At 33.7% G+C, this 14,346-nt stretch carries 16 protein-coding genes; 4 read left to right on the top strand and 12 right to left on the bottom strand.

Annotated elements, in window-relative coordinates:
- Positions 1 to 97 precede the first annotated feature (97 nt).
- Both B1B04_RS20470 and B1B04_RS20465 read right to left on the bottom strand, forming a co-directional pair.
- On the bottom strand, positions 98 to 466 hold the full coding sequence (locus B1B04_RS20470) for a VOC family protein (protein WP_079563223.1): 369 nt from the start codon (positions 464 to 466) through the stop codon (positions 98 to 100).
- Positions 467 to 836: 370 nt separating this feature from the next.
- A complete protein-coding gene (locus tag B1B04_RS20465; protein ID WP_079563222.1) occupies positions 837 to 1,088 on the bottom strand; it encodes a hypothetical protein in 252 nt (83 codons plus the stop codon).
- A gap of 247 nt (positions 1,089 to 1,335) precedes the next feature.
- Here B1B04_RS20465 and B1B04_RS25795 point away from each other — a divergent pair, with 247 nt between their 5' ends.
- On the top strand, positions 1,336 to 1,497 hold the full coding sequence (locus B1B04_RS25795) for a hypothetical protein (RefSeq protein ID WP_170939042.1): 162 nt from the start codon (positions 1,336 to 1,338) through the stop codon (positions 1,495 to 1,497).
- A 733-nt stretch (positions 1,498 to 2,230) separates the two neighbouring features.
- Here the strand turns inward: B1B04_RS25795 and B1B04_RS20455 are convergent.
- From B1B04_RS20455 to B1B04_RS20435, 5 genes are all read right to left on the bottom strand, one after another.
- Positions 2,231 to 3,049 carry a phosphoenolpyruvate hydrolase family protein gene (locus B1B04_RS20455; protein ID WP_079563220.1) on the bottom strand — a complete coding sequence of 273 codons (819 nt, stop codon included), beginning with the start codon at positions 3,047 to 3,049 and terminating at the stop codon, positions 2,231 to 2,233.
- Positions 3,015 to 4,274, bottom strand: coding sequence for a Tm-1-like ATP-binding domain-containing protein (locus tag B1B04_RS20450; RefSeq protein ID WP_079563219.1), 1,260 nt, complete (start codon positions 4,272 to 4,274; stop codon positions 3,015 to 3,017). The genes B1B04_RS20455 and B1B04_RS20450 overlap by 35 nt, the downstream gene beginning before the upstream one ends.
- Before the next feature lie 274 nt (positions 4,275 to 4,548).
- Positions 4,549 to 5,769 (bottom strand): phosphoenolpyruvate hydrolase family protein, encoded by a 1,221-nt coding sequence (locus B1B04_RS20445; RefSeq protein WP_079563218.1) that lies wholly within the window; start codon positions 5,767 to 5,769, stop codon positions 4,549 to 4,551.
- A gap of 146 nt (positions 5,770 to 5,915) precedes the next feature.
- Positions 5,916 to 6,485 carry a histidine phosphatase family protein gene (locus tag B1B04_RS20440; RefSeq protein WP_079563217.1) on the bottom strand — a complete coding sequence of 190 codons (570 nt, stop codon included), beginning with the start codon at positions 6,483 to 6,485 and terminating at the stop codon, positions 5,916 to 5,918.
- A 77-nt stretch (positions 6,486 to 6,562) separates the two neighbouring features.
- A complete protein-coding gene (locus B1B04_RS20435; protein ID WP_079563216.1) occupies positions 6,563 to 7,048 on the bottom strand; it encodes an Lrp/AsnC family transcriptional regulator in 486 nt (161 codons plus the stop codon).
- 214 nt (positions 7,049 to 7,262) lie between these two features.
- Here B1B04_RS20435 and B1B04_RS20430 point away from each other — a divergent pair, with 214 nt between their 5' ends.
- Positions 7,263 to 8,204: a DMT family transporter gene (locus B1B04_RS20430; protein ID WP_079563273.1), complete on the top strand. Its 942-nt coding sequence runs from the start codon at positions 7,263 to 7,265 to the stop codon at positions 8,202 to 8,204.
- Here B1B04_RS20430 and B1B04_RS25790 read toward each other — a convergent pair.
- Positions 8,196 to 8,369, bottom strand: coding sequence for a hypothetical protein (locus B1B04_RS25790; protein ID WP_170939041.1), 174 nt, complete (start codon positions 8,367 to 8,369; stop codon positions 8,196 to 8,198). The two genes, B1B04_RS20430 and B1B04_RS25790, sit on opposite strands and share 9 nt — an antisense overlap.
- Positions 8,370 to 8,525: 156 nt before the next feature.
- Positions 8,526 to 9,146 (bottom strand): hypothetical protein, encoded by a 621-nt coding sequence (locus tag B1B04_RS20425; protein ID WP_079563215.1) that lies wholly within the window; start codon positions 9,144 to 9,146, stop codon positions 8,526 to 8,528.
- A gap of 220 nt (positions 9,147 to 9,366) precedes the next feature.
- Between B1B04_RS20425 and B1B04_RS20420 the strand changes: the two genes are divergently transcribed.
- Positions 9,367 to 9,825: a putative iron-sulfur cluster-binding metallochaperone gene (locus B1B04_RS20420; protein ID WP_079563214.1), complete on the top strand. Its 459-nt coding sequence runs from the start codon at positions 9,367 to 9,369 to the stop codon at positions 9,823 to 9,825.
- Positions 9,826 to 9,893: 68 nt separating this feature from the next.
- On the opposite strand, the gene B1B04_RS20415 is transcribed toward B1B04_RS20420, so the two are convergent.
- The 3 genes from B1B04_RS20415 to B1B04_RS20405 form a co-directional block, all read right to left on the bottom strand.
- Entirely contained in the window at positions 9,894 to 10,703 is an 810-nt protein-coding gene (locus tag B1B04_RS20415; protein ID WP_079563213.1) for a hypothetical protein, read from the bottom strand.
- 193 nt (positions 10,704 to 10,896) lie between these two features.
- Positions 10,897 to 11,514: a DUF3267 domain-containing protein gene (locus tag B1B04_RS20410; protein WP_079563212.1), complete on the bottom strand. Its 618-nt coding sequence runs from the start codon at positions 11,512 to 11,514 to the stop codon at positions 10,897 to 10,899.
- 19 nt (positions 11,515 to 11,533) lie between these two features.
- Positions 11,534 to 12,943: an aminotransferase-like domain-containing protein gene (locus B1B04_RS20405; protein ID WP_079563211.1), complete on the bottom strand. Its 1,410-nt coding sequence runs from the start codon at positions 12,941 to 12,943 to the stop codon at positions 11,534 to 11,536.
- A gap of 130 nt (positions 12,944 to 13,073) precedes the next feature.
- Here B1B04_RS20405 and B1B04_RS20400 point away from each other — a divergent pair, with 130 nt between their 5' ends.
- Positions 13,074 to 13,985 (top strand): DMT family transporter, encoded by a 912-nt coding sequence (locus B1B04_RS20400; protein ID WP_079563210.1) that lies wholly within the window; start codon positions 13,074 to 13,076, stop codon positions 13,983 to 13,985.
- Positions 13,986 to 14,346: the final 361 nt, after the last annotated feature.

Genomic DNA, 14,346 nt, shown 5'->3' with positions numbered 1-14,346 from the left:
ACGTTTCCGTTGAACGAAATACACCTGTATTTATAAAATCCCATTCATAATCACTTACATCTTCAGAGTAAACTCTAGCGAGTTCGTCAAATGCTTGTTACATATTTTCAAATTGGAGATACTCTAAAATATTTCCGAAGGGGTCTCTGAAACTAATATATTTTCCTGGAGGACAATTAGTTGGTTCATCTACAATAAATTCCACATCTTTATCTTTTAAGAATTTAACCGTTTCATAAATATCTTCAGTTCTCAATCCTAATACAACTCCTGTAATTTTATTATCTTGCTTAAAGGTTGTATTATCGTTTGCCTCTAAAATAATTGGTAACTCTCCGTGTACAAGTGATGCAATATTAGGTCCATACTGCTTATTTAATTCAAAACCTAAAGTATTAGTATAAAAGTCAATTGCTTTGTTTAAATTGGGCACGTAAATACTTATAATACAAACCTGATTCTCCATATCATCCCACCTATCCTTAGTATTACTGTGAATATTCTACACGCATTTATAAGAACCCTTTATTTTGAAAAATTTCAAAAAACAGAGTTCATTCTACACATCTTGTAGATTAGATCTGTCTCTTTGTTTTAATAGCAACAATCTTTGAGAAAACAGCCTATTTAAAGGATTGTTCAGCAAGACTGCCTGACTATATGATCATTTTAAATTCTATCAATCCGACTAATAGGAGGTATCAGGATGACGCTAAAGATTGTTAAAACTCTTTTAGCTATCTTTTAAATTGTTCTTTTCTTTATTATGATTCTCTTTATTTATGAAGTAGGTGTAGAAACTGGTAAGCGGAATTGTGAAACTAAGAAGTCTTAGGTTACTTTCTTTTATTTTTTCCAATTTTCTCGTTACCACGTTTAAAATTACCTGTAATTTTAGCTAACAATAACTGTACTGCTGTTAGATTGTCTTCAACTTCTTTGATTCTTGCGATATGACGCTCAGCCTCCCTATCCTTTACAATTTTTATTTGTTTACCTTCGTATGCTATTACTACCGTCCCTTTTTTCGTTATTTGATAAGCAAATGGTTCTTCGCTTAATCTGTTTCGTTTATCTATTCCGCTCACAACACCATCTCCCTAAATGTTTTAGTTTCAAATAGTATATTCAAAAAACCTGTTGGTTCACTCGATAATATTTTCTTCTCAATATGTATATGGTGTATGAAATAATGTATTAATTGCAAACTGATCAATTATCCCTTTGCTTAATGTCTGAGCTGTAGCGTGTGACGACGGTGCGGCATTTTCTATTTTGTTCAGAAAATGTTTATACCTAAATGTTAACCTACTATTAGAAAGGTAGGTGGGATTAATGTTAGAACCAATGGAATTTCTAATTAATCAAATACTAGAGAAACATGATGTAAAAAATGAAAATTTAGCCAAAGCACTTATAGAAATTTTTGATGCTTATTACAAGCTTTCTCAACAAAAATCTGTTGTAGACTTTGTACTAAAAGATGGATTACATTAAAATCGTACATTAATCATTGCTGCAAGAGTCACATCTAGAATGCTGACTTTTGCAGACCCTCTTTCTAAAAATCATTATTCATATTGTTCAAAAATAAATCGAATATTTAAAAGTGTATCTAACAAACTTTATGATTCATGAATTATTAACAAGAAACAATTACCAATTACTTTCGTCCTTTAATAATAAGGGGGAGATGTTCTATGTTCGGTTTTCTTAATCTGGGAAGCCTAGTACTTGGTGTAATAGCAATACTGTTACCAATTTGTAGTATTTTGAGTACTAATAAGAAAGTCCACAATTATAGATTAATCTTTTGCACTTTAAGTTTCAGTGCTTGTGCTATATCGATAAGTTTCCAATTATTATATAATAACCATCTTGTTAAGATTGAGGATTGGTCTGCTCTTATGGATACAACTAGTAGTTCAGTATTTGCTGTAACCATCTTACTAATCAGCACGATTCTATTAAATACACTAACAATAATTATTAATCGTGACAAAACAGTTAAAAACTATCCGCATTGAAGCAGACTATGCTAAGAAAAAGCGCAACAAAGATACCAAAAAATAATAAATTTAAAATAAAAAGCGATCAAAAAACGAATCCAATTTGAACAATCTTTTTTCAAATTGGATTCGTCTTATTTATTTAGATTATTTAAATCAAACTTTGCTTCAATGTCATAACCGGTACTTTGTATCTTCTTCTGATATGAAAATACTTTCAATTATAAACCTTTGAAAGCTTCAGTTTGTTCCTTTATTCCTTTTTCTGCAGCAAATCTCTCAATACTAGAAGCACCAAAGAATCCAACAATCCCATCTACTCTTTCAATAACATAAGCAGCATCTTCTGGTTCTGCAATTGGACCTCCATGACAAATTGCTAATATATCAGGATTTATAGACTTACCAGCATTAATAATTTTTTGAATTCGATCGACACAGTCATCTAGAGTTAATGCAGTTTGTGCACCAATCGTTCCTTTTGTTGTTAATCCCATATGGGCCACTAAAATATCTGCACCCGCTTCAGCCATTTTCTTTGCTTGCTCTTCATCGAAGACATAAGGTGTCGTTAGTAAGTCTAATTCATTAGCCTTTCTAATCATATCTACTTCTAAATCATAGCCCATCCCAGTTTCCTCTAGATTTTGACGAAATACACCGTCAATTAACCCGACTGTAGGAAAGTTTTGAACCCCACTAAACCCTTGTTCTTTCAGCTGCTTTAAGAAAACTTCCATCACTTTAAAAGGATCTGTTCCATTAACACCAGCTAGTACTGGAGTATCTTTTACAACTGGTAATACTTCATTACCCATTTCCATAACAATTTGATTGGCATCACCATAAGATAATAACCCAGCTAGGGAACCACGACCAGCCATTCTATAACGGCCAGAATTATAGACAATTAACATGTCAGCTCCACCGGCTTCACTACTTTTAGCTGTAATTCCTGTACCAGCTCCAACACCTAACAGAATATTACCTTTTTTAATTTCTTCTTTAAAACGATTCAATAGTTCTTGTCTCTTTGACATTATTGCTATCCCTCTCTTTATTTTCTATTAATTCAATCAATTTTTTCGCTGCAGCTAGTGCAAACTCTTCACTATTAATATCCGCATTGATTTCAATCATTTCCACTTTACTTTGGTCAACATTTTCTCTTAATGTATCAAATAACATTCTATCTTCTTCTAAACCATAAAAAGGTTGCCCTTCAACATCTAGACCAGATAGCCCTCCTAGCGGTAAAAATAATGCTGTGTATCCTTTTGCTAAAGCTAATTTTTCTGCAATTACTTCACCTATTTGTTTGTTCTCTTCAACGGATGTGCGCATCAAAGTAACTGTTGGATTATGCTTATAAAATTTTCGACCTTTAAATTTATCAGGGACAGAGTCGAATGGACCGAAGTTAACCATATCTATTGCACCCACCGATACAACTTGAGGAATTTGTTTTCGTGAAGCTGCTTCTAAACGATTCGGTCCAGCTTTTAATATACCGCCAATTAACTCATCAGCCCATTCAGTGGTCGTTATGTCAAGGACACCATCTATAAATCCATTAGCTATTAAATTCTCCATTGTACGACCACCAACACCTGTTGCATGAAATATTAATACTTCATATCCTTTAGCTTCCAAAAAATCTTTAGCCTGATTAATACAAAGTGTTGTTAGTCCAAACATAGTTGCAGCAATCAGTGGCTTTTTTTTCACGATCGTTTTATTGTCAAAATTCAGCATACCTGCAATCACAAATACTGCATTCGTAAATATTTTTGTCGAAATTATATTTAAACCAGCAACGTCTACTACGGATGGAATCATAATGATGTCACTAGTACCTACATACGGCTCCGTATTACCAGAAGCAACTGTAGAAACCATCACTTTTGGAACACCTATTGGTAGTGCTCTCATACCAGTTGTTACGATAGATGACCCTCCAGTACCTCCAAAGGAAAGTACACCGTCGAATTTACCTTCTTCATACAGTTCCGGCAAAAGCACTTCCATCCCCTTCGCAAGAACTGCGGTTGCATTTGCTCGATCTCTCTTTGTCGCAATGTCCTGTATATCTTCTGCAGCTGCAGCTGCTACTTCAACATTTGATACGTCAGGCTCAAATGCTGGATTAAAAACACCAGTATGAATCGTAAAAGTATCGAAACCTAAAGATTCAATCAACTCTTTTACATACAAATATTCTTTTCCTTTTGAATCAAATGTTCCAGCCAAAGCAATTGTTTTCATATCATCTCTCTCCCTTCTAGATCTTTAAATCGTCAAAATAATCATATAAGAAAGCGATTACATTTATTACTCCATTCCATAATAACGTTTTCTTTTAGGAGAGTTAATGTGCTTTTGTTCTATAAAATTGTCTCTTTGTTATATTATCAATTATGCTTTGGCATAATCGCGTCTGGAATCGGCTTTGTGCTTAGGCCTGCACGAGGGCCAACACGATGTCGATCATTTCAGTAATGCCATAGGACGTGGCGTTCTTAGACTGAGTTCCTCTATTTCAGCGGGTGTCCAAACACCTACTGAAAGAAGTTAAATAGTTTTTAGGTGACACACCTTTATATTTTTTGAATATTTTACTAAATTGAGTGTAATCCGGATAACCTACCATTTCAGCAATATTATTTAGCGGTATTTTTTCAAATTTCAGTATTTCGATAGCGCGATTAAGCCGAAAATTAATAAGATATTCAGTAAATGAAATACCCATCTCTTTTTTAAATAATGTACTTAAATAAGAGCGAGACAAACTTAATATTTCGGCCACTTCATTCAACGAAATTTCGTCCATATAATGTAAGCTGATATACTTCTTTGTAAAATTAATATAATCCTCTTGGCTTCCTAAACCATCAGTAATTTTACTGATTAATTCATCCAACTTAAAATCGTTCGTCTGCTTAAATGATTTCGTAATATGTATAAGTGCTTGTTCATTTGGAATCCTTTCAAAAACGGAACCTCCGATGTACCCCATAATAGTAGTATCATCGTACATATACTGAACATCTATTGGCTTATTAACCGGACCTCCATAAATCATGTTAATAATGTTTGGATTCAGTTCATTACATCTATTAATAATAGTTACAGCCATCCTTTTGGCAGCATGTAAAGATAAAATCTTTTTAGCGCCTAGTGATCCCCCATTCGTTAAACCTAAGTGAACACAAATAATATCTGCCCCCGCTTCTACCATACTTATAGCTTGCTCCTCGTTAAATACAAAAGCTACTGTAAACAAACCTTTTTCACTAGCGATGCGAATTGCTTCTATCTCTTTTTCATATGTAATTCCTTGTTCTTCTAAAGCTTCCCTAAAAAGCCCATCTATCAGACCAATACTTGGATAATTATTAATACCTGCAAATCCTTTCTTCTGAATCAAATCGATATAGCTATCTAATTCAATTGTTGGATCTGTTGCACATAAACCAAAACAAACTGGAATTTTTTTAATCGTAGGAATAATCTCTTTGCATGCAAAATCCATTACAACATCATTACTATTGGCATACGGTAAAAAACCTGCTAATGAGCTTACCCCCATTAATCTAAACCGCCCTGAATTTAGCGCAAGAATAAAATCAGCGCCACCTTGTTCTGCATATTTAGCTGTCATTCCAGAACCTGCTGCAACACCTAAAATATATTTATTTTTATTTATTTGTTTGTTCATATAATTTTTTATTTCAAACTTCTGATTTAGTTTGTCATCCATTTAATTTTCACCCCTACTAACATTGTTTAGTCTTCAGTTATTTTAATCATTCTTCTCTTTTAGAGTAATAAACATTATCTCTACTACCAAAGCTATACTTACTGATTTCCTAACTTTATAAGGTGAATTACTTCAACAACCTCTCCCTATATCTCCCATAACCTTTTTACATCGACCAATTCTTGCCCATTGAATTCCATTCTGTATATGTCTGGCTTTGTTGTCTGTAATAAAAAGTTCAAATCATATCTACTATCATAAAACCCCATCATTAACGTCATTACAGCCCCATGTGTGCCAATTACTACTTTCTGACCTGGATATACGTTTACTATTTCTTCTAAAATTTTAATAGCACGTTTCTGACAGTCAGCATTAGACTCGCCTCCCTCTAAAGCATAGGTTGGGTCAGAAAATGACTTTTGTAAAAAAGGGAATAATTCCTCGTCAGAGATTCGCTTATCTCCTGCAATAAATAGTTGCTCTTTTAGATCTTCAAATATAATAACCTCTTTTTCTATTTGATTAGCTACTTCCTGAACAGTTTGGATTGAACGACTATACGGGCTTGAAATAACAGTATCAATGCCTTCTTTTTGTAAAATATCAGTTATTCGTCGAGCGTCTAACCTACCTTTTTCAGTCAATTCTCTCGTTCTCTCATTCCCGTCTTTTGGTGAATCTCCATGTCGCACCATATATATGAATGTTTTCATAATGCCTCCTAAAATTGAGTTTTGACCTAAATCATTTTTGGGACGAAGCTAAATATACATATTGTTCTGAAGAACTTCTACTGTTTATCTTCTGATATCGGTAAGACTGTAGAATATTTAATTTCTCTTAATGATAAGTTAGTTTGAATACGGGATATGCCCATTCTATTTAATTTTCTAATAAAGCTATCTAATTCTTTTCGGTCTCTAACAATGACCTTTAAAAGATAATCATACTCTCCTGTTAAACAATGACATTCTAATATTTCGGTCATTGTTTTCAAGGTATTTTCCAAATCTTCTAATTCCTTAGCTTGGTGAATATTAGTACTCATGAAAACATAGCACAGTAAATCGAATCCAAGTTTCTCAGGATTTAAAATGGCAACTTGTTTGTCAATAAATCCTTCACTTTCTAAACGTTTTATCCTTGTGTGGGTTGCCGGCGGAGACAAATTCACCCGTCTCGCTATCTCTGCATTACTTATCTGAACCTCTTTCTGCAAAATATCTAGTATTTGAGTATCAACACGATCTAATAATTTTCTTTCCACATCTCTCATACTTTTTTCTCTCCTTTTTTTATTCGAAATTTTAACCATATTCGACATCTATTTTTAATTTTATTCTGCAAAATTTCATTTTTCTTTTTATTGTTTTGATTTTTAGCATTCTTACAAAATATTATACTGTTAAAACAGTAAAAGTGTTATGATTCTTTTATTAAATATGTAAGTTGATTGTACGTAAAACAATCAAAGGAGAGATAGTGATTTGATGAATATCTATGTTTTATTAATGCTTTTAACCAGTTTGCTTTGGGGCGGCAATTTTGTAGTGGGCAAATCTCTTGTGGAACATGCCTCCCCCTTAACATTGACGAGCTTAAGGTGGCTCATTGCCATTGCAGCCCTTCTTCCAATGGTATGGTGGAAAGAGAAAAAACTTCTTCCCTCTCGAGCTGCCCTTCTCCCTTTATTTTTAATGGGCATTTCAGGTGTGGTATTGTTCAATATCTTTCAATTTTTAGCATTAGAAAGAACTACGTCGACAAATGTTGGTCTCATTTCAACATTAAATACAATTTCTATTGCGTTTTTTTCATTTATTTTTCTAAATGAAAAAATGAATAAACTTCAAGCACTTTCAATGCTAGTTTCGTTGTTTGGTGTGCATCTCGTACTTTCAAAGGGGAATATCGATTTTTTATTGTCTTTTCATTTTAATTTGGGTGATTTATGGATGATTGCAGCTGTATGTGTATGGGGAATTTATTCCGTTTGTAGTAAATGGGCAATGAAGACTACTTCGCCACTAATGTCTACTTTGTATTCAGGAATATTCGGACTTCTTGTACTATTACCGTTTAACCTTAAGGATTTTACCATTTCCAATGTTAATCATTCATTTATTCTTTCTCTTTTATATACTGGGCTTATCTCCACGGTTGTTTGTATGGTACTTTGGAGTATTGGTATTCAAAAATTAGGGGCTACAACATCCGGTGTTTTCCTTAATTTCAATCCGATTTTCACGGCACTTTTAGCGTTTTTATTTTTAGGAGAAAGCATTTCTTGGACTCAAGGGATTGGAGGGTTGATTGTTATTTTAGGATGTTATTTATTTTCACATTTTAAGTCAAACACAACCAATTTGAATACATGCCTTTCAAATAAAAAAATGTCAACAAAATATGTTGACACTCATAAATTACAATGAATTATATTTTTTCACTTGTAAAGGAATAGATAGTACATATAAATCTACAGCATATGTAATAATCGTAATCCCTTTACCTTCTTCAGTAAATTTTGCTTGAAGAAAACGTTCCGAAACTTTTCTTTTCCCCCATCTTTTAGGGAACCATTCAAATCCTAATAACATATAATTTATCACCTTTTAGTATTTTCTTTTATAAGAATGTTATTTTCATATAGACTATTACATTAAGACTAAGTTGATTCTACACATTTTGTAGAATAACTTGGTTCCTTTTAATATTATAGTATTTGTCTTTTTAAGAAGATATAAAAACAGAAGTTATTTCTTTACATTATTGGTCCATAAAATTCTGTATAAAAGTGCAAACTCAGCTTCTTCAATACCCGCGGGTAATTCACCATTTTCGCTTCCAACAAACCTCAATTTATCTTTTGTAGTACCTACCCACGCCGCTAAATAAATAGGTTTATTTTTCTCTAAAGTAACTTTTTCACTTACTAGCTTACTGAAAGATGAAGATGTCATGTTATTAGAATAATTAGTTGTAGCAAACCCAGAAGGTATACCACTTATCAGTTGTAAAGAATGGTCCTTGTCATTAATGTTATTTATTCCAAAAGAAACGATGCAATCTTCAAACTTTGTTTGTGGTTCATTCGAAGTACTTAGCGACTCTTCTTTAAGTTTACCGTTTTCATACACCTCTACGGTAAATTGTAAATCATCATCTTCCTTCAAATTGCCTTCCAACTTAAAAAATGCAATTTGCTCTACACCTGTTTTACTAATGAGTAATTCTTCTTTTTCACTCATCTTATATGGCTCAATGGTTAATTTCGTATTTGATATTGATTTTTCGTTTTCTTTTTCTACACCCACGCACCCCGTTAACAACAAAGTAAAAATTATAAACAAACTACCGCTTATAAAGTTTCGCATTTTTCACTCTCCTGATAAAATCAATTTTTAACTAATTATTTCAAATTTCTTCTATTTTTTCAATAATCTCGTGTTCACTGTCTTGTTGATAAAGAAGCAATTCCTTTACCCCTATACCTTCTTATATGGTTTATACTTTAAGGTATATTAAGAGTTTTAACCAACATCTTGCTATTAAAACTTTAGTAGCAGAAAATAAATCGTACGAGGTGAATCAAAGATGGGAAATTGTTGTAGTAGCCCTAAAAAAAATAATATTAATAACACTATTATTTGTCCGTCTTGTAAAAATAAAGCTAAAAATATACAACTAATAACAATAAAATCATTGCTTAAACCATCTGTATTAGGAACAATAAATGCTATGGAAAATCACTATTTTTGTTCTACGGTAGATTGTCATGTCGTTTATTTTGATACGAGTAATAAGGAGTACACTCTTCCTGATATAAAGATAACTGTGCATCAAAAGGATGACTCATTAAGTACACCTGTTTGTTATTGTTTTGATTGGACTAAAGACAAAATTAAACACTATGTAGAAAATGAATTGACGCCAAATCCATTAGATCATATTCGTGCAAATATTAAAGAAAACCGTTGTGGCTGCGAGATAAACAATCCTCAAGGTAGTTGTTGTTTAGGGAATGTTACGAAATATATGAAAGATCTAGCCTAAATAAAAAGGAGTCCTAAAATCCTAGTAAAACAGGGGTTTTAGGACCTTTTTATTGCTCGTGAAAATTGTTAATCAATTAATTGATTATACTTTTCTGTAGGGAAATCAACCCCTAGTTCTTCCATTTGTTTTTTTGCATTCTCAATTAATTTTGTTGCTTCTTTTTTAGTTTCATCATCCAAATTCGCGAATCTTCCGCCTTTTTCTTTATGGGTTGGAAGGGTTACTCCTAGGTCTTTTAGTTTTTTATTCGCTTCCTCTTGAGTTAAAGAACCCCCTTTAACTTGCTTCATAATTTCTTGTATCTTTGTTTTTGTTTCATCATCTAAATTGGCGAATTGTTCGCCTTTTCCAATATGGGTTGGAAGGGTTACTCCTAGGTCTTTCAGTTTTGTATCCGCTTCTTCCTGAGTTAAGGCACCTTCTTTAACTTGCTTCATAATTTCTTGTGCCTGTGTTTTTGTTTCATCATCTAAATTGGCGAATTGTTCGCCTTTTCCAATATGGGTTGGAAGGGTTACTCCAAGATCTTTCAGTTTTGTATTCGCTTCCTCTTGAGTTAAGGCACCTTCTTTAAGCTGTTTCATAATCTCTTGTACTTGTGTTCTTGTTTCGTCGTCTAAATTAGCGAATTTATCGCCTTTTCCATTATATTTTGAAGATAATGACACCCCTAAATTAGCTAGTTCAGTCTTTAGGTTGTTTAAAATTTCATCAACTTTTTGTTGTGTTTCAGCATCCAAATTTTTGTATTTATCTACATTTACTGTTTCCTTTTGATTTGTAGCTGCAAGAGTTGGAACAGTTGTACCGCCAATTATCCCTATTGATAAAGCTCCTGTCATAGCATAAATCGAAATCTTACTTCTTATTTTCATTCTTATTCACTCCTTGAATTAGTGTAACGGGGTGTTTGCCCCTAAGCTTAGATTTAACCAAGCTGTATCTACACTATATCGATGAAGTGTGTCAGCTGTATGTCAAAAGAACAGAAATTTTAAAAAACGTATTATCATTGCCTCCTCCTCTTTCTTATGTTTTCTATAACGGTATTATTCCTATTAAGGTGACTTACCCAGACTTAGCTTTTTTCCAATAAGTATTTGGTCCATTACATGTTAATGTTGCGTTTTTCGGTACCTGTTTCATTATAAGAAGAAGATTTAGTAAATCAACTGACGATCCCATTGCGTTTAGTATGACCAAGAACTTTAATGTCGTTGTCAAGAGTCCAACTACACTTAAAATTAGTGGCAAAATTATTGACAGTATTATAAAAGGAGCAACCGTAATGAAGATATATCTTGATTTTGAAATCTCTTCTTCCGTAATAACAAAAGCCCCGAACAGAGTAAACCCTACAGATATTTTTTCTGATTTCATAAAATTAGGAATGAACATCAAATGAAGTAATTCATGAATGATCATTAGTAAGGCTAGCCACAAAATAATACTAAAGTTAATTGTTATAGTGATTACACCAGATGAAAATCCAAAATCGCTCAAAAAAATACTGGAGAAAATATTTATTACCCCAATAGAAATCATTGAGGCGACAATCATTAAAGGGGTCGATAACAAAATAGCACTTATTAAATTTTTAGGTTCTTTCAGTGGAATCCAGCCATTATTAATTAGTTCTACATGTAAATTCGGGTCACTTTGCGGTAATTTGTTTCGTAATTTCATTTTACCCCTCCATTACAATCTATTGATGTTTAATAATTTCACTTAATTTTAAAATGCCTTCTCTAATTGTTTTGAGTGGAGCATACCCGTAGGAGATTCGTATAAATAATCCTGATTTTTCGGCATAAATACTACCAGGATTCAGAAGAATATTGTTGGATAACGCTTTCTCAAACAGCCTTTTTACTTTATATTCTGGATTTATTTTAACCCATATGAACAATCCACCTTTTGGGATGTCCCACGTAGCGTAAGGACTCAAATATTTATCTAGTGCATTTAAAGCAACTTTTCTACGAATGTTAAGTTGTTCTCTTACTTTATCAAGATGATCCTCATATAGATTACTTGATAGCCACTCTGCTGCTACGAGCTGAGAAAGAGTACTTGATCCATAATCGGATTGCATTTTTAAATCTGCTAATCGATTAATGACTGACTCCGAACCTACTACCCACCCAATTCGTAATCCTGGACTAAGGGTTTTGGATAAACTTCCAACATACAATACATTCCCGTAATGGTCCATCGCTTTTAGTGGTTTAGGTGGTGGATTGTCAATCCATAAATCACGGTACACATCATCTTCTATAACTGGCAGTTGCTCTCTTTCACAGTAGGCCATTAATTCCTGTCGCCTCTCTTCTTGCATTAATGCGCCTGTTGGGTTGTGGAAGGTTGGGATTGTATATAAAATATTCTTGCCTTTTTCATTAGTCGGATAAATAGAATCTATAATAATCCCCTCACTGTCCATCGTTAATCCTTGCAACGCCATCCCAGCAGACTCAAAAACAGTCAATGAGTAAAGGTAGGACGGCATTTCTAACAATACCGATGAACCTCTTTTTAGGAGACCAATTGAAATTAGATGTAAAGCTTGGAGCGCACCAGAAACGACAAGAATGGACGACGGTGAAGCTTCAATTCCTCTTACTTTTAAATAATCACTAATGGCTTGGCGTAATTTTATATTTCCTTTCGGCTCTTCATAGCCAAAAGTGGTCAATTGATTCGAAACTTTTTGAACAACGGCTTTCATCTCTTCTAAAGGGAACATCTCTGGTGATAACTCCCCTTTACTCAACTGAATAAGATTCGCATTCGATTCCGCTTCGTTAATTTCCTGCACCATAGAAACGCTTGGTTTATGCGTTCCTAAAGTGATATTTCCACTCCAGTTCGTCGAGGATTTTGCCCCCATCAAAGTCCAAGTATTATTGGTGACGACAGTTTCCTTTCCTGCTTTTCCTTCAATGAGTCCTTCTGCCATTAGTTCCTCTAAGGCTGTTATGACTGTACTCCGATTAACCTCAAACTGTTTGGCCAGATTACGTTGACTTGGTATAGGACTGCCGATCGCCCACTCCCCTTTCGCAATTTTCTCTTTAATAAAATCAATAATTAATTGGTATTTTGGCTTTTTCATATGTACTCCCTTTAATGAACTGGTTGGTTATTTTTATTTTAACCGGTTGAAGAAATTTTACCAAAGTCCTATTAACATTAAAATCATCAATTTAACCGGTTGGATGATAAAAGTAGAACGAGGTGTAATTATGTTTAAAACATTCAATTTAAAAATTATATCTGCTCATTTCTTAATGATCCTTTTATGGGCATCAGCTTTCCCAGGAATCCGAGTCGCATTGACGGCTTATTCACCCGAACATATATCACTATTACGATTATTAGTCGGCTCATTCGTATTAATCATCATCGCAGTTATTACAAAAACGCCTTTACCTGCACAAAAAGATATCCCAATTATTTTATTACTTGGCTTTTTAGGATTCACTGTATATCAAGTAGCGCTTAATTATGGGGAGCAAACGATTAGTGCTGGCGTTGCAAGTTTACTTGTTTCAACAACCCCAATATTCACCGCCTTGTTAGCTGTATTCTTTTATCGAGAGAAGCTTGGGTTATCGGGATGGCTTGGTTCACTTGTTGGTTTTTGTGGTGTAGCATTTATTTCTGTAGGAGGTTCAACCGGAAACTTTGTTTTTAATACGGGGATCATCCTAGTTTTAATAGCATCCCTTTCAGAAAGTATATACTTTGTTTTTCAACGTCGTTATGTAGAAAAATACGGGGCTCTTCCATTCACGATGTACGCAATTTGGTCAGGTACTATCTTTATGTTGCTATTCTCATCTGGCTTGAGTGAAGCCATTATGGACGCGCCGTTAAATGCAACATTCGTCACTTTGTATCTCGGCATTTTTCCAACAATCATTCCCTATTTTATGCTAGCCTATGTTACATCACGAACAGGAGCAGCTGAAGCAACAAGTACACTTTATTTAACTTCTGTTTTTGCATTTCTTATTGCGTGGATCTGGCTTGGTGAGGTTCCACATTTTTCGGCCCTAACAGGCGGCTTGATTACTTTAATAGGTGTATTTATTGCAAACATAAAGAAAGAAGATTGTATAAAAGAAAATAACAATGCTCAGAGTTTAAACTAACTATCTCGATTGTATAATTGCTTCATTGCTCTTTACAGCCTGTTGACAACAGGAATTAGTGTAGTTCTATACCTGTTGTCCTTTTTTCAATCTTTTTACGTAACAATTGCTAATATATTGTAGATGAACTATTCGTTGGAACATATTGCATTAATAACAGCTTTTTACTCTATTTAACTATCAGAAACTTCGACAATCATTAGGCATTTAGTTGTTTGTCCATCTCAATTGCTGTCAAAGCGCATAATAAAAACCTTCCACAATTGTGAAGTGACCCCTAAAAGTTAGACACGGTTATTTCATTAGGCAGCTTGAGTAAAATGAGTTCGGTATTGAACCGGACTCATTTTTAATTTTGCCT

The organism is Lysinibacillus sp. KCTC 33748 (assembly GCF_002237755.1).
Taxonomy (GTDB): domain Bacteria; phylum Bacillota; class Bacilli; order Bacillales_A; family Planococcaceae; genus Lysinibacillus.
Note: the sequence above shows the minus strand (reverse complement) of the source record. Positions and strands in the feature narration are given on the sequence as shown.